Here is a 22,778-nt window from a genome sequence, read left to right as displayed (position 1 = left end):
GATAGTTACGCTATTTCTTCGTGAAACGTTTTTTGTTTAATGCAGATAGTTTGACTTCGCCTCCATTAGGGAGTGCGAAGTGGTCCTGAAAGTGCGTCCAAGTATATTCATTTTCCGTTCTTAGACGCTTCGCTCAGCGCTCAAAGCGCTAGCGCCGAGCGAAGGGTAAAGCAGCTTATTCTTCGCCTGACCAATACCAAATAGTGTCCCCCCAATGAGAGTCTTTGATGTCAGGCATAACCTCACCTTGAATGAAGTGACGACGAGACTCAGCTTTGGCAGGGGTAAACCAATAGCCAGTTTTGCTACATGGCTGACCAGCGTCAACACGAGCAACCTGTGACCCATTTGTTGGTCGATAATTTCTAGCGTACTCGACCAAGTCTTTGGGATAGACCATATGGTCTATTTTGCTGTCGTCTATGCCATATAAAAATGCAATAGCTGCTGCTTCGATGGCCCAGTACCCGACATAATTTCCATCCTCTCCTTGTAAGTGAGTATCGTGCCAAGGAGCCTGTTTAAAGGCTGGGTACCATTGTTGGCAATATTTTTTTAGAAGCTTTGAAGATTCTTCTTTATTATTAATGTATAGGGCTTGTACAAGTGGTGTATATACGTCGTGATACCAACGATCGACGTCGTGACGGTTTGGTAGAACTTTCTTCAATAAGTCTTCGTAAAGAGTGTCATCACCAGCATACCCCGCTTGGTCAATGAGTTTTACGAAGCGAGGTAATAGGTCAGTTCGATGCAACAAGATACAGAGACTGATAACTTGAACGGCTTCCTCGTACTGATCCGGCCAGTCATCAAGTGCCAATGGCGATATTTTGGATGATTTTTGATATTCGGCCAGAGTTTTTTGACGGATCTCGTATTTTTCAATTAGATCCTCCAACAGAGGGACGAGTTTCTCTATGTTTTCCCCTGCGGTATAGCTGGCAAGAAGCTTGTCAAGAGCTAGAGTCTGAAAAAAAGCTGAGCGAAGTGATGCTTCCTCCTCGGCAGTGTCGGATTTGAATTTGTTACTCTTGAAGAACTCGATTACTTCGTCGTGTTCTCTTAAAAAGTTTTTATAATGGTTTTCGCTAAAATAAGCTTGTCTTATTTTCATATTAGCCAGTCTCATCTTGAGCGAGTCTGATGCAAAGTGTTTATAGTGTATGGTGACCTATGTGGAGGCGTATTTACTATTTGGATTGCAGGGGTTGTAATAGTGTGTCATGAGAATTTCGCTCAGAACTGTTGGCCAAGTTCTGAGCGGGTAGAAAGCAAATTTATTCTTCGCCTGACCAATACCAAATAGTTTCGCCCCATTTGGAATCACCGAAACTCGGCATCGTTTCACCTTGAATGAAGTGACGCCTTGAGTTGGCCTGTGCCGGAGTGAACCAATAACCCGTAATGCTGCAGGGCTGGCCAGCATCTATACGAGAAATCTGGGAATTATTAGTCGGTTGATAATTTCTGGCATATTTCACTAGGTCTTTTGGATAAACCATGTGACTGATTTTGCTGTCATCTATTCCATACAGGAATGCAATAGCTCCGGCTTCTATAGCCCAATACCCCACGTAGTTCCCATTTTCTCCTTGCAAATGCAAGTCATGCCATGGGGCTTGTTTGAAAGCGGGGTACCATTCGCTGCAGTATTTTTTTAGAAGCTTGGAAGCTTCCTCTTTGCTATCTGCGTAGATGGCTTGAACTAACGGAGTGTAGATGTCATGAAACCACTGATCTACATCTTGTCTGTTCGGTAATAATTTGATGAGTAAATCTTCATACAAAGTGTCGCTACCAGCATAACCTGCGTCATCCAGTAATTTGACAAAGCGTTTAAGAAGGTCGGTGCGATGCAGTAATACACAAAATCCTATAACTTGCACACACTCTTCGTACTGGTAAGGCCAATCATCAATTGCCAGTGGTGATATTTCAGGAATGTTTTCGTATATTTCAAGTTTTGCCTGACGGATTTCATATTTTTCAATCAGATCATCTAGAAGTGGTATTAATGAAAAAATTTCTTCGCCCGCAGTATAAGCAGCCAGAAGTCTGTCGAGCGCAAGCTTTTGCAGGTGTCTAGAGCGAAGAGCTGCCTCTTCTTCAGGGGAGTCTGATTCAAAAGTATTTGTTTTTAAGAACTCGATTACTTCATCATGTTCTCTTTGGAAGTTTTTATAATGATTTTCGCTAAAAAAGGTTTGTCTTTTGTTCATTTTGATCACGCCTCAATTTTCAGGGAACTCAGTGCGCCGTATTTTCGGGCCAAGGATTTCTTGCGTTTGTTTACAAAAGCTTTCACTTCGTGATCAGAATAATGAAAGGCTTTGTGATTTTGGTGCGTTCCTTCGTCCGAATTTCCTAACTGTGCAGCGGCGTGTTCCTTTGGACTCAAGCTGGTGTGGAAAAGCGGTGCGTAGAAAAGATGTCTGCTATGCGAACTCATTACCTGAATTGCAAGACTCCTTCCTTGAACAGCTCTTTCAATGTTCTCGTCGATCCATTCGCGACTCATTTGAACGAGTAGAGGTTTTTTCCTCTTAATAGAGTCTTCTTTTTTCGAAGCTGTTTTATTCTTTTTACCGCTCACTACCGGTTTGCTGTTTTTACTTTGGGCAGCCGTTTCGATTTGCTCTACAGGTTCGATCAGATCACTGGGGTCAGCGATACCCGAGACACCCAATTTCGAACTGATGCCGGGTTTTCGGGTGTTATTAGGTTTACGCATGAATTTAGGCGCATCTTCATCACGGCTTGCCTTAGCTTCCACGATGGCAAATTTCTTACCTTCGTTATTTGCCGGATTAGCGCGCCACACAGCATCGATGCCTGTTCCGTTCGCACCATCCGTTAGTTTGTACAGTACGTGGCTAGCCTTAGGACTTCCGCCTGCGGAAAGTTTCCCCAACTTACTGGCACTAGGTTCACCCTCGAGCCACTTCCCATCAGCACCCTTGTCATGCCCGTCCCAATCCTTGCCCCAGCCAAACTCCACTGCGCAGATGTAGTCCGCAATGTGTTCGCCGCTCACTCCCAAACCTTCGTTCAAAATGCTGGAAGGGGCCTGAAGGCCCATTTTCGAGGCTTCGACCTGATTGGAGTGGGTGCCACTGGCGCCATCGGTGCCTTTCGCTGCAACCGAGGAGTCTTTGTTGGCGGGTTTTTCTGCTCTTTTCGGGTGGCTGGAGCCGGAGCCGGCCGCTGAGCTATTGCGCTGCATGCCTTTCCATTTCACCAGTCGTTTTTCAACGATCCCGACCATGGCCGGCATGTTGTCGCGGGAGGAGGCGAGGACGGTGACGACGGAGGTTTTTGCCCAGTTGGGCAGGCTCTGGAACGTCGAGGAGCCTTTGACGCCGGTGATGATTTCATCGAGTTCGCCGCGTAGCTTGCCAGCGTTGAATATCTGCTTGAGCAGTTCTTCGGGGCTGGTTTTGATTCCGCACTCTTGCAGGACAAAGCGGAGCAGGTCGAACAGTACCGGGGCATAGCGCTGCGGGTCTTTGTTGACGATGCGCAGGCTTTTTTTCAGGCCGTCGCCGGGGCCTGGAATCCAGCCGATGACGGCCATTAGCAGGTCGAACTGTGCGTCTTCCTTGCCATCGGTCGACTCTGCGTTGTAGAGGACGATCGCGGATTCAATGGTGTCGTAGGCATCGATGGCTTGCCCCAGGAACGGCACTGCGCCTAGCGCGATGCCTTTTGCCAGCTCAACGGCGGCTTCTTGATAGGCGGCGCTACGGTCTTCGCCGCCGTCGTTTGCGCTCTCAGCTACTGCCTCGCTCATGTCAGCCTCCCTGCGGCTTTCTCCACTAATGCTTGTAAATCAACCTGGTTTGGGTCCAGGCCGAGCTTGCGTAAATCTTCGTTAACTTTTTCGTCCGAGTTCTGCACCACCGCGACACTTTCGCGGCTGAACGGCCGTGGATCCTCGCCGTAATACACTTTGGCCGGTCCTTTCGGCACGTCTTCCAACCGGGCGAAGCCGTCATCGTCCAGCACGCCTTCACGGGTCGAACCGTCGGCAAAATCAACGCGATAAGACGCGCCGGGCACCGGTTCCAGATTGTCGTAGTGCAAATTCAACTCCAGCCACGTCGGGTTGGCCTTGGCTTTTTCCATCAGCCTTCCGGCAACGTCTGCCGCTGCCAACCCCGGAATCAACGGCACCAAAATCCCGATCCCTGTGCCCACGCCAGGCGCGCCGCCGGTATTGACCTTCACTTCAGCGCCGCTGATGGTCACGCCGCCGGCGTCGACCTTGACGAAACTGCCGCCAGCCTTGGCGGTGAGTTCCATGCCGGCGTCTACCACGACCTTGTCGCCGGCGTGGTAGTGGATTTCGCTGCCGGCTTCGACGAATTGAGCGGTGCCGATTTTTACGTGCTGGGTCACGCCGACGGTCAGGTGCTCGTCGGCGCGCATTTCGCTGATGCGGTCCAGATGGGTGATGCGGTGTTCTTCAACCTTGAATTCGCTCAGCGTGTTGGCTTCGACGGTGTCGTGCCGTTCGTTGCCGACGCGGATTTTCTGGTCGTGCTCGATGTTTTCGTCCCAATCGCGTTGGGCGTGGATGTAGATCTGCTCGACGCCTTTTTTGTCTTCGACGCGGAACTCGTTGTAGCCCTTGCCGCCCGGTGAGCTCAGGGTCTTGAAGGTGCTGCGGGTCTTGTTTGCTGGCAGGTCGTAGGGGACGACGTTTTCCTTGTGGTACAGGCAACCGGTGACCAGCGGCTGGTCGGGATCGCCTTCGAGGAAGGTGACGAGGACTTCCATGCCGATGCGCGGGATGGCGATGCCGCCGTACGCGGCGCCGGCCCAGCCGCTGGCGACGCGCATCCAGCAGGTGGTTTTGTCGTTGGACTGGCCGTCGCGGTCCCAGTGGAATTGCACTTTGATGCGGCCGTACTGGTCGCAGTGGATTTCTTCGCCCGCCGGGCCGGTGACGACCGCGGTCTGGCTGCCGAGGACTTTCGGTTTCGGGTGTTCAAGGGCAGGGCGGTAGTGCACGTCCCACGGGGTGGCGAGGAAGCTGTTGCGGTAGCCCTGGTGGAAATCGCTTTTGTGGTCGGTGACGTCGCTGGTGACGTTTTCGCCGAGCACTTGTGGTTGCTTGCCTTCGTGGAAGACTTCCAGCAGCAGCCACAGGTCATTCCATTCGGCGCGCGGGTGTTCGGCCAGCGTCAGGAAATGGCCGCTGCTGAGGGTCGGCTCGTCACCCTTGCCTTCGGCGAGTTTGTAGTCGCTGCGATGGCGTTCCAGCGCGCGGGTGGAAAGGAACTTGCCGCGCTCGCGGGTGGTGAAGCGGCCGGGGTAGTCGTAGTCTTCGAGGTCCGGGGCAAAGGTGCTTTTCGCGGTGCCTTCGGGGAGGATCTGCGGTTTTTCGAAGTCGTAGTCGCGGCGGCTGACGCGAGTGGTACGGGTTTCCAGACGCAGGTTGAAACGCTTGATCACCGGTTTGTCGGCGGCCATGCCGGAGTCTTGCTGGTAGCTCACCGCTTTCAGCTTGCGGAACACGGTCTGGTCGTCGCCGAACACCAGTTTGTGGCCGCTGCTGCTGTGCTGGAAGTGGAAGTGAATGCCTTCCTCTTCGCACAGGCGCTGGATGAAGTGCAGGTCGGATTCGTCGTACTGCACGCAGTAGTCGCGTTCCGGGTATTCGGCGCCGAGCTGGAAGCTGTAGGCGTCGGCGAGGATGCCGCGATCTTCCAGGACCTGAGCGATGATCTTCGGCACGGTCAGTTGCTGGAAAATCTGCTGATCGTGGTTGTGCCGCAGGTAGGCCAGTTGCGGCACCAGGCTGAGGCTGTAACGGGTCAGGGTCTTGCCGGAATCGCCTTGCTCGATGCGATAGACCAGACCGTGGATCTTGCCTTCGCCGGTTGGGCCGAAAGTCAGGACGCCGGGCTTGTGCAGCAGCTCTTCGAGCTTGAGGTCCGGGCGGGCGCTGACGAGTTCGAGGTCGAAACGGAACGGTTGGTTGAGGGCTTCGCGACCGGTGAAGCTGAGGACTTGCAGGTCGGCGTTGGCGCCTTCAAGCGTGAGGGTAATGTGGGTTGCGTTGGCGTCCAGCATGCCTTGAATTCCGTCCGTTGAATAAGCAGGTGACGGATGATGGAGGATTCAGCGGCCTCGTTCAAGGCACAAAAGCCGTAGGTCTGGCAGGTTTGCGGTATAGGGAAAACCCTTAGATGAGGTGTTTGGCCCAATGAAACCGGGCATTTGGTGCGAATTGGCGTTCATTGCCGGCAACTTTTCCCACGACCCGGCGTTGAAGAATCCTCAGTCAGATTCAGACTAAAGTCGCCTGTAGCACGTCAAAGCCATCTGCCATCATTGCCGCTCACCCCTGCGTGTTCACTTTCTCCTGGTTCAATTCGACCCGGGACGGGAGCTATTTTTCTGGCTTGTTGCGCGCTTGCGCAAACGCTGCATTGTTGGAGTTTTTCATGCGTCCCCCATTTCCCCTCATCACCCCGCGCCAGTCGTTTGGCTTCGGAGCCTTTGTGCTGTGCGCAGGTTTTACCGCACAGGTTCAGGCCAGCGGATTTTTTGAAGACACCACGGCGAAGATCGAATCGCGCACGGTGTACTTCAACCGCGATTTCCGTGATGGGCACACCACGAACGATCAGGGCGCGTCCAAGCGTGAAGAGTCGGCACAGGGCTTTATTCTCAACCTGCAATCGGGCTACACCGAAGGCACGGTGGGTTTTGGTATCGATGCGCTGGGCATGCTCGGCTTTCAACTCGATTCCAGCCCGGACCGCAGCAACAGCGGCTTGCTGCCCTCCAGCGGCAACGACCCGCGCGGCTCGAAGGGCCAGTACGCGAAAATGGGCCTGACCGCCAAGGTCAAGGTTTCGGACACGGTGCTGAAGTACGGCGCGCTGCTGCCGGATCTGCCGTTGCTGAAATACAACGACGGTCGTTTGCTGCCGACCATGTTCAACGGCGCCATGCTGACTTCTAAAGAGGTGAAAGACCTGACCTTCATGGCCGCGCGCCTGGACAAGTACACCGCGCGTGATTCCACCGATTCGCAAGACATCCGCGTGCACTGCAAGAACAAGCGCTACGCCTGCAACACCACTGCCGATCATTTCGACATGTACGGCTTCGACTACAAGATCAACGATCGCCTGACTGCGCAGTATCACTACGCCGAACTGGAAGACATCTATCGTCAGCACTTTGTCGGGCTGTTGGGTAATCAACCGTTAGCTGGCGGTGTACTTAAAGCAGATCTGCGTGTGCTGAAAAGTGCCGACAGCGGTGATGCCAAGGCCGGTTCAATCGATAACCGCGCGTTGAGCGGCATGCTGTCGTATGCGCATAGCGGTCATACGTTCAGCGCCGGTTGGCAGCGCATGAACGGCGATAACTCGATGCCGTACCTCGATGGCAGCAACCCGTATCTGGTCAACTACGTGCAGGTCAACGACTTCGCCGCCGCGCAGGAACGTTCCTGGCAGTTGCGTTATGACTATGACTTCAAGGCCATTGGCATTAATGGTTTGAGCTTCCTGACGCGTTATGTGAGCGGTGATCACATCAAGGTGTTGGGCAGTGATCAGGAAGGCAAGGAGTGGGAACGCGACAGCGAGTTGAAGTATGTGATTCAGACGGGCACGTTCAAGGATGTGAGTCTGCGTTTGCGCAATGCGACGTATCGCACCAATTATGAGAAGTTTGCGCGGGATGTGGATGAGACACGGTTAATTGTGAGTTATAGCTTTTCGGTGTTGTAAGGCGTGGAGTTGTAGCGTCTGATCGATTGCTTTCGCGAGCAGGCTCGCTCCCACATGGGATCAATGTCGGACACAACATGTGTGTTCACTGAAGATCTTTGTGGGAGCGAGCCTGCTCGCGAAGGCGTCCTTACAACCAATGCCAGAACCGGCTCCAGAACCCCCGATTCAAATCCTCTTTGCACCCGGCATATTGCCGCGCATACACGTCCGAACGATTCTGCACTTTGCGCGCCGTTGGCATCAGCCAGGCTTTGCTCGCGTAAGTCTTGTTGCGGAAGCCGCCCCAGCCTTCGTGGTAGTTGAGGTATTGGTTGTAGGCGTCGTACTTGTAGACGCCGTTGATCGAGTAGGTCTTGTCCATGTACCAGCCGACGAAGTCGATGGCGTCGTCGAAGTCTTCGCGATCGGCCCAGTTGCGGCCGGTGCTTTTCTGGTAATCGGCCCAGACTTCATCCTTGGCTTGCGCATAACCCGAGGCGGTCGAGACGCGGCCCCACGGGATCACCCACAGCAGGTATTTGCGCGGAGTCTTGGCGTCGTAGCGGTAGCCGGATTCCTGATACATGATCGCGAAGGGCACCTGAATCGGTACGCCCCAGCGTTTTTGCGTGACTTGCGCAGCGTCGTACCAGTCGCTTTTCTCGCGGAAGATTTCGCAGATGTCTTCCGGCGAGCGGGGCGGCGAGGTGCCGCACCCGCTCAGTAGCGTTGCCAGTGTCAGTAGTCCAAGCGTCTGCCTGTAATTCAAAAGCCGTTATCCCGTCGTGCGCAAAAAGGCCGACAGTCTACGCGCTCAGCTCAATTGGTGACGATAGGGCAGATCCGGACCGGTCTTGCTGCAAGTCAGCGCGGCGGCTTGCACAGCGAACCTGAGCATGGCGTCGATCTGTTCGCGCGCGAGTTGCTGCACGCCTTCGACCGAATCCAGACCGTGCTCGGTCAGCCAGGTGATCAGCGCGGCCTGGAAGGTGTCACCGGCGCCAACGGTGTCGGCGATCTGCACCGAGGCCGCCGGCACCGACCAGTTGCCATGCTGGCGGCTGAACACGCTGGCACCGTCGCCGCCACGGGTGAGGAAGACGATCTGGCAGCGGTGTTCAAGCCAGCCTTCGATCACGCGTTGTGGGTCCTGCTCGGGGTAGAGCAGGCTCAAGTCTTCGTCGCTGACCTTGATCAGATCGGCCAGTGGCACCAGCGTCGCGATGCGCTCGCGCCACAGGTCGATATTCGGCTGGGGATTGAGGCGTACGTTCGGGTCGAGGGTGATCAGGCGTTTGCCGCTTTCACGCTGTACCAAGGTCAGCAAGGTGTCGCCGATCGGCTGCACCACTAGCGAGAACGAGCCAATGTGCAAGCCGCGCACCTCAGCGCTCAGCTCTGGCAGATGCGCCAGACTCAACTGCCGGTCCGCGCAGCCTTCACCGCGAAAACTGTAGTGCGGCGAGCCATTGGCACCGACGGCGACCATGGCCAGCGTGGTCGGTGCGGCGAAGTCCACCAGATAGTCCGGGCACACGCCTTCGTCCTGCAGCACTTGCTGCAAGCGTCGGCCGAGGTAGTCGGTGGACAGCCCGCCAAACAAGGCTGAGTCCACGCCCAAGCGGCGCAAACCGACGGCAACGTTGAACGGCGAGCCGCCAGCAATCGCCTTGAAATTCACTTTCGAGGCCAGACCGCTGGCGTCGTCTTCACTGAAAAAATCAAACAGGGCTTCGCCACACACCAAATACATAATTGTTTGCTCTTTATAGGGTTGCGACATGCTGTTGATAGCGTTCATAGGCCTGCTGGAACGCCGCGACGTTGGCGGCAATCGGCAGGGTTTCACTGCTTGAATCGAGTTTCACGCAGCGCTGGCACAGGTCGGCGAGGCTGTCTTCGTGGCCGTTCGACCAGGATTTGCACCACGCCGATTGAATCGCTGCGCCGAGGGCGGCGGCTTCGCTTTGTTCGGTACAGATCACCGGGGTGTTCATGATGTCGGCGACGATCTGCCGCCACACCGCACTTTTCGAACCGCCGCCGATCAGGCAAATGCTGCGGCTTTGTAAACCATTCTGGCGGAGCAAATCCAGCCCGTAGCGCAAACCGAAGGTGGTGCCTTCGACGGCGGCGCGGCACAGATTGGCCTGGGTCAGGTTGTCCAGGGTCAGACCGTGCAGGCTGCCGGTGGCGTGGGGCAGGGCGGGCACCCGTTCGCCGTTGAGGAACGGCAGCATGCTCACGCCGTCAGCGCCGATGGGGGCTTGAGCGACGAGGTCGTTGAATTGCTGCAGATCGAGGTCAAACAGCTCGCGGATCGCGCCGGTGGCGTTGGTCAGGTTCATGGTGCAGATCAGCGGCAACCATCCGCCGCTGGACGAGCAGAACGTCGCGACCGAGGCGTCCGGGCTGACTTTCGGCACTTCGGAATAGGCGTACACCGTGCCGGAAGAACCGAGGCTCATGGTGATCGCGCCGGGCTGAATATTGCCGGTGCCGATGGCGCCCATCATGTTGTCGCCGCCACCGCTCGATACCAACGCGTTGGGGTTGATGCCGAGGTGTTCGGCAATCGCCGGGAGGAGGGTGCCGACGCTTTGGTGCGCATCGATCAGCTCTGGTAGCGCCGCTTGCAGGCGTCCGCTGGCGTCGATGTCGCGCAGCAGTTGCAAGTCCCATTGGCGAGTGCGCACGTTGAAATAGCCGGTGCCCGAGGCGTCGCCGTATTCGCTGCAGGCGCGGCCGGTCAGCCAGAAGTTCAGGTAGTCATGGGGCAGCAGGATGCGCGCGATGCGTGAGAACACCACGGGGTGTTGTTCTTTGGTCCAGAGCAGTTTCGACACCGTGTAGCCCGGCGCGATGACCACGCCGAGGCGTTCCAGCGAGCCTTTTTCACCGCCCAGATGAGTCAGCAGCCGGTCGTTTTCGGCGCTGGTTTCGGTGTCGCACCAGAGCTTGGCCGGGCGCAGGACTTCACCTTGATCATCGAGCAGGACCAGACCGTGTTGCTGGCCGGAGACGCCGATGCCGAGGATCGACTGGCCATCGACATTTGCCGCCAGTAATGCCTGGCGGGTAGCGATGGCGAAGGCGTCCAGCCATTGCTGGGTGTCTTGTTCGCGGCGGCCGTTGGCGGCGCTGATCATTGTGTGCGCGGCGGCGCCTTGGCCGAGGACCTGGCCGGTGGCGGCGTCGAGGATGATGGCTTTGCTGCCTTGGGTGCCGCAGTCGATGCCTAGGAATAGTTGTTGTGTTGTCATGTGTGAACCACTCGGGTGTGGTGAAGATCAAGAGCTTACCCCCTCACCCCAACCCTCTCCCCCAAGGGGGCGAGGGGGGAAGGGAGCCGATTGGGGGGCTGTTCAAATCCTGAGTTCGACTCCGGACGTTCAGGTCGATGTAACTTGCACAAACCACTCGGTCAGTTCCCTCTCCCTCCGGGAGAGGGTTAGGGTGAGGGGCTTTTCAATCCAGAATCCGCTGGAGAGTCCGCGTCACACCATCCTCGCGCAAGCTGTTACAGCACCACTCAAACGCCGCGACAAACTCCGCCGAACGCGGAATCGCCGTGCCAAAAATCTCCTCAACCGCCAACAACCGCTGCGTGATTAAAGCATCGTCCGCCACCAACGCCTGAAAAAACGCCGCACGCGGATCCGGGATCGAATAGCTATCGCCATTCTCATCCACCCCCCTCAAATACAACGCCCAGGCCGCCACCACCAACGCCGCTCGCTTGGTTTCCTGCCCATCGGCAATCAAGCGGTTGATCGTCGGAATGGTGAACTTGGGAAACTTCGACGAGCCGTCCGAACACACCCGCTCCAACTGATCGGCAATCGCCTGATTGGAAAACCGCGCCACCAGCGTGTTTTTGTAATCCGTCAGATCAATGCCCGGCACCGGCGCCAGTTGCGGGGTCACGTCCAGGTCCATATAAGCACGCATATAGCGCACGAACAGCGGATCGTTCATGGTCTCGTGAACAAACCGGTAACCCTTCAAAAAGCCCAGATAGGTCAGCGCCAGGTGGCTGCCATTGAGCAGTTTGATTTTCATCTCTTCATACGGCGAAACATCGTCGGTGAACTGCACACCGACCTTTTCCCACGCCGGGCGGCCATTGACGAATTTATCCTCCAGCACCCATTGCACAAACGGCTCGCAGACCACCGGCCAGGCATCATCGACGCCGTGTTTGTCGGCCAGTTGCAGGCGATGCGCGGTGCTGGTCATTGGCGTGATGCGGTCGACCATGGCGTTGGGGAAACTGACGTTGGCGTCGATCCAGCTGCACAGATTGCTGTTGCGCAGCGTGGCAAACGCCAGCAGCGCCTTGCGCGTCACGGCGCCGTTGTGCGGCAGGTTATCGCAGGACATCACGGTAAATGCCGGGATGCCTGCCGCACGGCGTTTTTCCAGGGCTGCACACAAGAAACCGAACACGGTTTTCGGGTTTTCCGGGTGGGCCAGATCGTGCTGAATCTGCGGCAAGTGCGCCATGAATTCGCCGTTGCTGTCATCGATGCAATAACCGCCCTCGGTGATGGTCAGCGAGACGATGCGGATTTGCGGATCGGCGAGTTTGTCGATCAACGCCTGAGCGCCGTCCTCGGCCAGCAGCATGTCGCGAATCGCGCCGATCACGCGGACTTCGGTGTCGTCGCTGTCGCCGAGTTCGAACAGGGTGAAGAGGTAATCCTGTTCCTTGAGGTCGTCACGGGCGCGGCGGTCTTCGGCGCGCAGGCCGACGCCGCAAATCGCCCAGTCGAGCGCTTCGCCGGTGTTCATCAAGGCATCGGTGTAATACGCCTGATGCGCGCGGTGGAAGCCGCCGACGCCAATGTGAGCGATGCCCTGGCGCGTGTCGCTGAGGCTATAGGCCGGCAGTTGCACTTCGCTGGCCAGGCGATGGAGATTCTGTTGGTTGAGTTTCATCGGGAGTTCTCGAAATCAGGCCGCAGCGCGCAGCGGACGGGTCAACGCGACACCTTGGGCATCGAATAAATGGCAGTGCGCAGCATCTAGGTGCAGGCTCAGTTGTTCGCCGTAACGGCTGGCCAGATCCCCGCGCACGCGCATGGTCAGGGCTTCGCCGGCGTTGGTGGTGACGTGGCAGAAAGTGTCGCTGCCCAGGCGTTCGCTGACGTCGGCGGTGACTTGCAGCGAGCAGTCGCCCGATTGCGCCAGTTCCAGATGTTCCGGGCGAATGCCCAACGTCACCGCGCTGCCGACACTGAGGTTGGCGGCATTGAACGGCAGGGTGATGCGCGTACCGGCGTCCAGCGAGACTTCGCAGCTCTGGCCATCGACGCGGGCGATTTTACCTTTGAGGAAACCCATTTTCGGCGTGCCGAGGAACCCCGCGACAAAGAGGTTCGCCGGGTTGTGATACAGGTCCAGTGGCGAGCCGACCTGTTCGATCTTGCCGCCATTGAGTACCACAACCTTGTCGGCCATGGTCATCGCTTCGACCTGATCGTGGGTCACGTAGATCATCGTCGCTTGCAGGTCTTTGTGCAGGCGCAGCAGTTCCAGACGCATCTGCACACGTAGCGCGGCGTCGAGGTTGGACAGCGGTTCGTCAAAGAGGAAGATTTTCGGATTACGCACGATGGCGCGACCGATCGCAACGCGTTGACGCTGACCACCGGAGAGCTGCTTCGGCTTGCGTTCAAGCATCGGCCCGAGTTCGAGAATCCGCGCCGCTTCGCCGACTTTCTTCTCGACTTCGGCTTTCGGCACGCCGGCCAGATCGAGGGCGAACGACATGTTCTTTTTCACGGTCATGTGCGGGTACAGCGCGTAGGTCTGGAACACCATCGCCAGATCGCGCTTGGCCGGGCTGACTTCGGTGATGTCGCGGCCATCGAGTTCGATGGTGCCGTCGCTGACTTCTTCGAGGCCGGCGATCAGCCGCAGCAAGGTGGATTTGCCGCAGCCCGACGGGCCGACGAAGACCACGAATTCCTTGTCGTTCACTTCAAGGTCGATGCCTTTGATGATGGAGAAACCTTCGAAGCCTTTTTGCAGATTCTTGATTTTCAGGTTGGCCATGATGATGGGCCTCCGCAATTTATTATTCAGATGAACCGGATCGGCTTTTCTGTGGGAGCGAGCTTGCTCGCGAAGGGGGCGTGTCAGTCACCATCAGTGTTTGATGACACTCCGCTTTCGCAGCAAGCTCGCTCCCACAGGGGATAGGGTTGGGTTCGGGATGTTCATTTCACGGCGCCGAACGAGAGGCCGCGTACCAGTTGTTTCTGGCTGATCCAGCCGAAGATCAGAATCGGCGCACAGGCCGGGGTCGACACCGCCGACAACTTGGCCCAGAACAGACCTTCCGGACTCGAATACGAGGCGATCAAAGCAGTCAACGGCGCGGCTTTCGACGAGGTCAGGTTCAGCGACCAGAACGCCTCGTTCCAGCACAGAATCAGCGACAGCAGCACGGTCGAAGCGAGGCCACCCTTGGCGATCGGCAGCAGCACGCGAACCATTTCCTGCCACAGCGTGGCGCCGTCGAGGCGGGCGGCTTCGAGGATGTCTTTGGGGATGTCCTTGAAGTAGGTGTAAACCATCCAGACCACAATCGGCAGGTTGATCAGCGTGTAGATCACGATCAGCGCGATGCGCGTGTCGAGCAGGCCGAAACTCTTCGCCAGCAGGTAGATCGGCATGAGCACGCCCACCGGCGGCAGCATCTTGGTCGAGAGCATCCACAGCAGCGTGCCTTTGGTGCGCTGGGTTTCGTAGAACGCCATCGAGTACGCTGCCGGCACCGCGATCAGCAGACAAAGGGCCGTGGCACTGAAGGAAATCACCACTGAATTCCAGGCGAAACTGAAGTAATCGCTGCGCTCATTGATGTGCAGGTAGTTCTCCAGCGTCGGCGTGAAGATGAACTGCGGCGGCGTGGCGAAGGCGTCGATTTCGGTTTTGAAACTGGTCATCACCATCCAGAAGATCGGGAAGAAAATCACGATCGCGATGGCCCAGGCCAGGGTGCCGAGCAGCAGGCTTTGCAGCCGGCGGGATTGTTGAAGAGTCATGGCAGGCCTCAGGCTTTGTCAGTCAGGTTTTTGCCGATCATCCGCACCAGAATGATCGCGGCGATGTTGGCGATGACCACGGCAATCAAGCCGCCCGCCGAGGCCATGCCGACGTCGAACTGCACCAGCGCCTGGTTGTAGATCAGGTAGGCGAGGTTGGTCGAGGCGTAGCCGGGGCCGCCGTTGGTGGTGGTGAAAATCTCGGCGAACACCGACAGCAGGAAGATCGTTTCGATCATCACCACCACGGCAATCGGCCGCGCCAGATGCGGCAGGGTCAGGTGCCAGAAGATTGCGATCGGGCCCGCACCGTCGAGGCGCGCGGCTTCTTTCTGTTCCTGGTCGAGGGACTGCATGGCCGTCATCAGAATCAGGATCGCGAACGGCAGCCATTGCCACGAAACAATGATGATGATCGACAGCAGCGGGTAGTGCGCGAGCCAGTCCACCGGTTGCGCGCCGAACAGCTTCCAGATGTAGGCGAGGATCCCCGAGACTGGATGGAAAATCAGGTTCTTCCAGATCAGCGCCCCAACCGTGGGCATGATGAAGAACGGCGAAATCAGCATGACCCGGACGATGCCGCGCCCGAGAAATTCACTGGCTTCCAGCAATGCACTGATCAGCACGCCGAAGACCACGCTGATCAGCAACACGCTACCGACCAGCAACAGCGTGTTGGTAGCGCCGGGCATGAAGCCCGAGTCGGTCAGAAAGTAGCTGAAATTCTCCAGCCCGACGAACTGGTTTTCACCGGGGTAGAGCAGGTTGTAGCGGATCATCGAGAAGTAAATGGTCATGCCCAGCGGCACGATCATCCACAGCAGCAACAGGGCCACCGAAGGGCTGACCAGGAACCAGCCGGGATTGCGCACGCGGATTTTGCGCGCGGGTTGCGACAGGTCGATGTGGGCTTTGGCAGTTGAAGTATTCATGGTGATCACAACCGAGTCATACAGACCTATGGAGATCTAATGCAGGAGTGAGCCTGCTCGCGATGGCGGTGTGTCAGTCACCGTCTGTTTCAGATTGAAAACCGCCATCGCGAGCAGGCTCACTCCTACAAAAGGCAGGAGCGAGCTTTGCGGGTTACTTGGGATAACCGGCGCGCTTCATCTCGCGTTCAGTGGTTTGCTGCGCAGCAGCCAAGGCTTGATCCACTGTGGTCTGACCGATCAGCGCCGCCGAGAACAGCTTGCCGACCTGCGTACCCACTGCCCGGAACTCAGGAATGGTCACCAGTTGAATGCCGATGTACGGCACCGGTTTCAGCGTTGGCTTGCTCGGATCAGCCGCTTTCAGCGATTCCAGCGTGACCTTGGCAAACGGCGCGGCGCTCATGTAGGCATCGCTGTAGGTCGAGGCGCGGGTGCCTGGCGGTACGTTGGCGATGCCGTCAGTTTTGGCCACCAGCTCGCCGTACTCTTTGGAGGTCGCCCAGGCGCTGAACTCTTTCGCGGCGTCTTTGGCTTTGGAACTGGTCGGAATCGCCAGCGCCCACGAGTACAGCCAGGCCGAGCCTTTGTCAGTCACTTGATGCGGGGCGAAGGTGAAGCCGACATGATCGGCAACCTTGCTCTGGGTCTTGTCGGTGACGAACGAGCCGGCGACGCTGGCATCGACCCAGATCGCGCATTTGCCGCTGTTGAACAGTGCGAGGTTTTCGTTGAAACCGTTGCTGGAAGCGCCCGGCGGGCCGGATTTCTTCATGGTGTCGACGTAGAAATTCAGCGCGTTTTTCCATTCCGGCCCGGTAAATTCAGGCTGCCATTTCTCATCGAACCAGCGCGCGCCATAGGCGTTGGCGACGGTGGTGATCAGCGCCATGTTCTCGCCCCAGCCGGCCTTGCCGCGCAGGCAGATGCCGTACTGTTCCTTGTCCTTTTTCGTGAGCTTTTCGGCGAAACCGGCAATCTCTTCCCAGGTCGGACGCTCGGGCATGGTCAGGCCGGCATCCTTGAACAGGTCGGTGCGGTAATAGGTGATCGAGCTTTCCGCGTAGAACGGCAGGGCGTACAGCGAACCCTTGACCGACAGGCCTTCACGCACCGACGGGAACACATCGTCGAGGGCGTAACTGGCCGGCAGATCCTTCATCGGTTCCAGCCAGCCTTTGGCGCCCCACAGTGCCGCTTCGTACATGCCAATGGTCAACACGTCGAACTGGCCACCCTGGGTGGCGATGTCGGTGGTCAGGCGTTGACGCAGGACGTTTTCTTCGAGCACCACCCAGTTGAGCTTGATGTCCGGATGCTCGGTCTCGAAGGTTTTCGAGAGCTTTTGCATGCGGATCATGTCGCTGTTGTTGACGGTGGCGATGGTCAGGGTCTGGGCGCCAAGGCTGACGCTGCTGAGGGTCATGCAGGTGAGGGCAAGCAGAGCTTTTGCAGTCGGTTGCATCGTGCACTCCTTTTCTGCACCCGGAGGGTTACAGAAGGACAGTTATTGTTTTTGTGTCTTCCTGTGCAGGAAGAATGTGCGCTGATTACAGCCTTTCAATCGCGGGGCTGACAAATCATCCCTAGCACTTTTATCGATACTTTTTTGCACTGGGCGTTGGCCGGGTGAACGCAGGGAAGGGGGTTACAGCGGGGAGCAGTTAATGAATACGTACAGGTTTCAGAGCATTGCGAGGTCCAGTGTGGGAGCGAGCTTGCTCGCGAATGCGTTGTATCAGTTTGCAAATTTGTTGCCTGACACGCCGCTTTCGCGAGCAAGCTCGCTCCCACAGGGGAACTGCATTGTCAGTGATGGTTTTGTTCAGTCAGGCGCTGCACGGCGAGCCGTCGGTAATGCGAGGGCGTCATGCCCTTGAGCTGCTGAAAGCGCCGATTGAAATTGGAAATGTTGTTGAATCCGGACTCGAAACACACGTCTGTCACCGGTTTGTCGCCATCAGCCAGCAATTCGCAAGACTTGCTGATACGCAGCCGATTGACGAACTCGATGAAATTGCGCCCGGTGGCCTGTTTGAATACGCGACTGAAATAGGTCGGCGTCATGCCCAGATGCTCGGCGACTTCTTCCAGCGAAATGTCGCGGGCGTAGTGGCTGAAGATGTAATCGACCGCGCGGTTAGTGCGGTCGATATTGTGTTCATCGGCCAGTTGCGGCGTGGTCGCACCGGACAGCAATTGGAAATCATCGCTCGCCGCGAGCAACTCCATCAGGATGAAGAAGTGCCCGAGGCGGGTGATGCCCTTGCTGTCGGCGATACGCTGCATCAGCGTCATGGCCTGGCGAATGGTGCGCTTGCAGCGAAATTCGATGCCGTACTGCGCGCGCTCCAGCAGGGGCGCCAGGGTTTTCAGTTCGGCAAACACCTGGTGGCCACTCTCGAATAACTCGTCGGTGAAGTTCACCAGCATGTCACGCTTCTCCACGACCTCGTCTTCGGCCACCTGACTGATCCAGTTATGCGGCAGGTTGGGGCCGGTGAGAAACAGGGTTTCGGGGTAAAAGTTGCCGATGTAGTCGCCGATGAACACCTTGCCTGAGCTGGCCACGATCAAGTGCAGTTCGTATTCCTTGTGGAAATGCCAGCGCACCAGTGGGCACGGAAAACCGTGCTGGCGGTAGATGATGGACAACCCGTTGTGGTCATCCATCAACTCGTACGAGGGGTCGGTCACGCGGGCGGTTCGGGTCATGGCCTGAGTACTTTTTCATGATCGCCAGGCGATCATGCCTCGTTTGCCGTGTGGTGCGCCAGCCTCGCTCAAGCCGGCTGTTGGTGGAGGGGCATTCTGGACTTCTCGATGGCTTTCTCCACATTGGCCTGTTGGCAAAAAAACACCACTTTCGAGTTTTTAATGAAGTCGAAGTTAATGATATTGCACTTTTTTGCCCAGTCTGACTTTGCGGGATCAAACCAGTTGTCCAGGTTATTGAGAATGCGCAAAGGGCCGCTGGCGATATAACAAGTTGCGCTCAGAGACCAAGGACGCAAGTGGCTGATGGAAGTGCCCATGACTTCTTTTATATAGCCGTGCAACTGGTGGGTGGTCACCAGGGTCTGGTTGATCCATTTATGATTGATTTGTGCCTGGAACCGGCTGTCTCGGGTTTCCCATGTCATCGGCGCGGCAACCAGGACCCGCTGTAGTCGGCTGACTTGTTTAAGTTGGCCTAGTGTCAGGTGGCGGTTTTCGGCAGGAATCATGTGTTGGCCAAAATGCTCGAGCATCAACTGTTTGAATTCAGCGTGGTTGAATTGTGCGTTGCCATTAGCCAATTCGTGGAAGTCAAGAATGATGAACTCATCGAAGCTGCGCTCAAGAAATGCCTTGACGTCGCGGATCAGATCGCCGAGATGGCGCGAAGATGTAAAGCCGTTGTGCTGGAAGCGAAATCTCTCAAGCCCCTGTGCCTGAGCGTCGTACAGCAGGCGCACATCAAGTGCCCGGGAGCCGCGATTGAGTTGCGCATAAAAGGGGATGTCCTGGCATGCCAGCCAGAGGCTCCCGGGGAGCAGAGCGTAGGAGGCTTCCAGGTCGCAGCCTGCATTGTGTGTACCTGGCAACGTCAACTCATTGAGAGACAAGTTATCAATCTGTGGTGTGTTGACCATCCATTGATGGGGTTGGAAATCATGAAAGTTCATGGTGTATATCCTGCGTGGATAGTGATTTAAAGTTATATGAGTGCGCGCAGGATCGTTATAGGGTCAAGTTTGTATTTGGCCAATCGCTGTTTGAATGCAAGTTATGTAGAAGTTCCGGATTGATCTTGGTTTGCTGTGGTGTTGCGGTTTTTTGCTTCAATCCATTGCGCCATATATTGAGTGCTTTTGTGCGCGTGATGGCGCAGCATGCTGCCGGTGAAGTTGTTGTTTCTGAGTGTTTGCAAGTGCTGTTGGCAGTGACGAAGTTTCTCAATAAGTGCCGGTCCGTGTATTGCTTGTTGGTAGCGCTCGGTGAGTAGCTGGGTTCCCGCCAGACAAGCTTCTTGCCAACGCGCCTCGTCCTTGTAAAGCGCCACGGCAGTGTTGGCGAGCTCGATTGCGCTGTTTGAAATGGAACCGGGCCAAGTGTGATCACCCTGCATTGCCTCAGCACCAACCGGCGTCGTGACGCTGGGTGTACCGCACAGCATGGCGTCGACCAGTTTGCCCTTGATCCCGGCACCAAAGCGTAAAGGCGCCAGGCACACCCGCGCAGCAGACATCACCTGCAACGCATCTTCGGCCCAGTTCATGATGTGGAAGCCTTCATTGGCGTTATGCAGCGCCGTGGCTTTGGGCGGCGTGTAGGCGCCGTAGATGTGCAATTGGGCCTGGGGCAACTGTTGGCGAATCAGCGGCCAGATGGTGCTCTTCATCCACAGCACAGCATCCCAGTTGGGCGCATGGCGGAAGTTGCCGATGCTCAAGAAGTTCGCCCGATCTGCAAATGCTGCCGGCTCGACTGTCGGCGGGTCGATCATCAGCGGGCACCAGTGCAGCAATTGCCGAGGCAAGCCGAACTGCTCGATCAGCAGTTCGATTTCCACTTCGGAGATCATCAGGTTCAGATCGCAACGATACAACGCGGCAATTTCGCGTCTGGCCAGATCGGTCTCGGCCATCAGCTCGAACTCGTCGCGCAGGGCCGGGGCAAATACATCACTGAAATCATTCTGGTCCGGATTGACCTTGAGGCGAGTCTTGAGCCGTTGGTGGCGCGCATGCCGCAGACTTTGCAGATCGGAAGTTTCCAGCACGCGCAGTGCCTGAGGGCATTGTTTTTCAACCCGCCAGCCGAACTGTTCTTCCATCATGAACTGGTCAAACAACACAATGTCCGGCGCCAGTTCACTGATGAAGTGGTCAAAGCTGCTGTTGTTGAGTTCGATGGCCACTTCGCGGATGCCGAGTGCAGCAAGATCTGCTTTGTGCTCACCGGGGCCGGCCGGGCTGCTGAAGGTAATGTCCCAGCCTTGTTGCAGGAAGGTTTCGAGGATCTGCATGACGTGCCCGCTCGCCGCTGAAGAGCGCGGTTCTGGCCAGACGTATCCGATGACCAGGACTTTGGTGGCGGCGGGTTGAATCATGGACAACATTCCTTCACGGCGAACGAGGGGTAAAAAACGGGCGCAATTAAACCACAGGGGTAGGGTATGCGCCCGATTGTCTAAAATATCCCTCAATACCGCCGCCGGGCATCCTGCGTAAATCGACTTCAGAGAGGCGGGTGTACCAGATTCAGCAGGAGTGGCCCCTTCAGGAATTTCCCCGCGTCGGCACCGTCTATGGCATGCCGGAGGGTGGCAAGGTTAGACACAAAGGTGTCCGGATGCGTCCGGTACTGGTCGATCAGCGAGACCGCCACTGAGTAGGATTCGGCATTGATCAATGCCGGGTGGTCTTGCACGAGTTTCGGCCAGTTGTCGAGTGTCGCCTCAAACTCTTCGAAGTCTTTAAGGTTCGCAAAAGCGTGGTGAGGGTTGGCCAGATTCTTCGGATGCGCCTTGCGCGCATTTCGAGCGAACTCCATCAAGCCTGCCGCATCGTATTCTGCCGGGGTAATACCGGCCAGGACTTCTCCGTAGTAAAAATCAAGGGTGCCTGGCGCGCCATGCGACATTTCGTGGACCAGAACATCACCAATCCGGGCATCGTCGTACCTGGCCACTTGGTACCACTCATCCAGGTTGTCAGGATAGATCGCAAGGAATTTCGTCGCGCTGTCATCCAGCTGTGTACCCGCTTCAATACTTGCTTGCCAGTGTTTATAGGTTGTGGTTTTTAACGCGGCGAGTGTATCGGTGCCACGTTGGCGGAAAGACATATGGTGCTGCCCCAGCGCTCCGAGATCCTTGCGCATGGCCCGCAGATTCTTGCTCACGTAGTTGATGGCTTCGTCTGAATCCGTGCCGAAAACGTATTTGACAATGGAGCGTACGTCGTCATTTTCGATCTCCGACAGTAGCTGGAGTGTGTTGTCCAGTTTGCTCTGGGCAAGCGGCGTGGCTTTTTTCAAGTAGGCCTTTGTGTAACTCCAGAGCGTTGCTCGTTTGAATAATCTGAGGAATGAAAATTTTTCTCGCGGCCTGATGTTTTTCAGGGCCGGGCCCCAAGCGTGGCCACGTAAGTTCAGTGCGAACCATTCATCATTGTGGCGTGTCGCCCAGACCTGAAAGATGTCCTGAGACGCTTGTACAGGCCGCCACTCGGCGAGGCGGATAATGTCTGGATCAATCGTCGCGGCCAGGTGCAGTTGGGGGGTGGCGCCCGACCATTTGCGCGCATCGGAAAGCACATTTTCCAGTTGAGCGAAACCGCTGTTGAGCCCCTTGCGCAACAGTTTTCCGCCCTTGAACAGCAGATCTGGCACGCCGTCCAGCGGGTTGAACACATTATTGACCAATCCCAAGCCCACTTTGGCCAGTGCACTGGCTTTGGTGGCAACGGTCATGGTTTTGGCAACGAGGCTGACAATCTGAGCAACAGCACCGACGACCAGCAAAATCGTCATCGCCGCTTCCAGCGCACATGCCCCGGCCCCTTGCACTTGTCGCTCCACGTCGTCCGAGCTCAAGTCTTCGATACAGGATTTGAAGGGCACCACGAAATTAAGAAAGGTATCCAGATCCGCTTCCCGTTTTGCGCGCAAAGCCTCCAGGCGAGTCTGCCCCCAACATTCTCTGACCAACTCATCAAAGGTCGCGATCGGTCGGTGCTTGAGTACGAAATTCGTCAGCGGGTCAAATTCGCTCGAGTAGAAACTCTGGTAATAACCTTTGATTTCTTCGGCGGACGCAGACGCCGGCAACTCACCGATCTTATCGATCACGCCCGAACTGACTTCAATGAGGCCGGGCGGTACACCATGGGTATAACACTCGATATTCGTCGGCAATGAATGCACTGCCGCAGGAAGCGAGTAGCCTTTCTCGTCGCTGCGCACGCTGGTAGTCAGCAGGTGTTCTTTTTCAATCAGCGCGGCCAGCCGTGGATTTTCGCGACAGGTTCCGTGCAGCGTGAACAGTTCGTAACACGTCATCC

Annotated in this window: 17 protein-coding genes; 1 reads left to right on the top strand and 16 read right to left on the bottom strand. The window is 56.6% G+C overall.

Going from position 1 to position 22,778, the window contains the following annotated elements; genetic code table 11:
- Window positions 1-175: 175 nt before the first annotated feature.
- The 4 genes from AB4O11_RS24215 to AB4O11_RS24200 form a co-directional block, all read right to left on the bottom strand.
- Window positions 176-1,117, bottom strand: coding sequence for a PoNe immunity protein domain-containing protein (locus AB4O11_RS24215; RefSeq protein ID WP_460128944.1), 942 nt, complete (start codon window positions 1,115-1,117; stop codon window positions 176-178).
- 163 nt (window positions 1,118-1,280) lie between these two features.
- Window positions 1,281-2,222 carry a PoNe immunity protein domain-containing protein gene (locus AB4O11_RS24210; protein ID WP_116255521.1) on the bottom strand — a complete coding sequence of 314 codons (942 nt, stop codon included), beginning with the start codon at window positions 2,220-2,222 and terminating at the stop codon, window positions 1,281-1,283.
- 5 nt (window positions 2,223-2,227) lie between these two features.
- Window positions 2,228-3,793, bottom strand: coding sequence for a hypothetical protein (locus tag AB4O11_RS24205; RefSeq protein ID WP_460128942.1), 1,566 nt, complete (start codon window positions 3,791-3,793; stop codon window positions 2,228-2,230).
- Window positions 3,790-6,081 (bottom strand): type VI secretion system Vgr family protein, encoded by a 2,292-nt coding sequence (locus AB4O11_RS24200; protein WP_460128941.1) that lies wholly within the window; start codon window positions 6,079-6,081, stop codon window positions 3,790-3,792. The genes AB4O11_RS24205 and AB4O11_RS24200 overlap by 4 nt, the downstream gene beginning before the upstream one ends.
- Before the next feature lie 374 nt (window positions 6,082-6,455).
- On the opposite strand from AB4O11_RS24200, the gene AB4O11_RS24195 reads away from it, so the two are divergent.
- The gene (locus tag AB4O11_RS24195) at window positions 6,456-7,757 is read left to right on the top strand and encodes an OprD family porin (RefSeq protein ID WP_414926073.1); all 1,302 of its coding nucleotides are present in this window, start codon (window positions 6,456-6,458) and stop codon (window positions 7,755-7,757) included.
- Window positions 7,758-7,887: 130 nt separating this feature from the next.
- On the opposite strand, the gene AB4O11_RS24190 is transcribed toward AB4O11_RS24195, so the two are convergent.
- From AB4O11_RS24190 to AB4O11_RS24135, 12 genes are all read right to left on the bottom strand, one after another.
- On the bottom strand, window positions 7,888-8,508 hold the full coding sequence (locus AB4O11_RS24190; protein WP_095120893.1) for a transglycosylase SLT domain-containing protein: 621 nt from the start codon (window positions 8,506-8,508) through the stop codon (window positions 7,888-7,890).
- 45 nt (window positions 8,509-8,553) lie between these two features.
- Window positions 8,554-9,492: a carbohydrate kinase family protein gene (locus AB4O11_RS24185; protein ID WP_460128938.1), complete on the bottom strand. Its 939-nt coding sequence runs from the start codon at window positions 9,490-9,492 to the stop codon at window positions 8,554-8,556.
- A gap of 13 nt (window positions 9,493-9,505) precedes the next feature.
- Entirely contained in the window at window positions 9,506-11,002 is a 1,497-nt protein-coding gene (xylB, locus tag AB4O11_RS24180; protein WP_460128937.1) for a xylulokinase, read from the bottom strand.
- A gap of 205 nt (window positions 11,003-11,207) precedes the next feature.
- On the bottom strand, window positions 11,208-12,680 hold the full coding sequence (locus AB4O11_RS24175; RefSeq protein ID WP_460128935.1) for a mannitol dehydrogenase family protein: 1,473 nt from the start codon (window positions 12,678-12,680) through the stop codon (window positions 11,208-11,210).
- A gap of 15 nt (window positions 12,681-12,695) precedes the next feature.
- Window positions 12,696-13,799: an ABC transporter ATP-binding protein gene (locus AB4O11_RS24170; protein WP_460091033.1), complete on the bottom strand. Its 1,104-nt coding sequence runs from the start codon at window positions 13,797-13,799 to the stop codon at window positions 12,696-12,698.
- Between the two features lie 164 nt (window positions 13,800-13,963).
- Complete coding sequence (locus AB4O11_RS24165; protein ID WP_460128933.1) at window positions 13,964-14,794, bottom strand: carbohydrate ABC transporter permease; 831 nt, start codon at window positions 14,792-14,794, stop codon at window positions 13,964-13,966.
- Window positions 14,795-14,802: 8 nt separating this feature from the next.
- The gene (locus AB4O11_RS24160) at window positions 14,803-15,729 is read right to left on the bottom strand and encodes a carbohydrate ABC transporter permease (protein WP_460128931.1); all 927 of its coding nucleotides are present in this window, start codon (window positions 15,727-15,729) and stop codon (window positions 14,803-14,805) included.
- Window positions 15,730-15,883: 154 nt separating this feature from the next.
- Window positions 15,884-17,194 (bottom strand): ABC transporter substrate-binding protein, encoded by a 1,311-nt coding sequence (locus AB4O11_RS24155; protein WP_460128929.1) that lies wholly within the window; start codon window positions 17,192-17,194, stop codon window positions 15,884-15,886.
- Between the two features lie 344 nt (window positions 17,195-17,538).
- A complete protein-coding gene (locus AB4O11_RS24150) occupies window positions 17,539-18,444 on the bottom strand; it encodes an AraC family transcriptional regulator (protein ID WP_095050859.1) in 906 nt (301 codons plus the stop codon).
- Between the two features lie 68 nt (window positions 18,445-18,512).
- On the bottom strand, window positions 18,513-19,397 hold the full coding sequence (locus tag AB4O11_RS24145) for a PI-PLC domain-containing protein (RefSeq protein ID WP_093431242.1): 885 nt from the start codon (window positions 19,395-19,397) through the stop codon (window positions 18,513-18,515).
- A 101-nt stretch (window positions 19,398-19,498) separates the two neighbouring features.
- Window positions 19,499-20,824, bottom strand: a complete 1,326-nt coding sequence (locus AB4O11_RS24140) for a glycosyltransferase (RefSeq protein ID WP_320336706.1) — start codon at window positions 20,822-20,824, stop codon at window positions 19,499-19,501.
- Window positions 20,825-20,952: 128 nt separating this feature from the next.
- A complete protein-coding gene (locus AB4O11_RS24135) occupies window positions 20,953-22,776 on the bottom strand; it encodes a hypothetical protein (RefSeq protein WP_460128927.1) in 1,824 nt (607 codons plus the stop codon).
- Window positions 22,777-22,778 lie beyond the last annotated feature (2 nt).

This window comes from Pseudomonas sp. H1_D05 (genome assembly GCF_054682705.1).
Note: the sequence above shows the minus strand (reverse complement) of the source record. Positions and strands in the feature narration are given on the sequence as shown.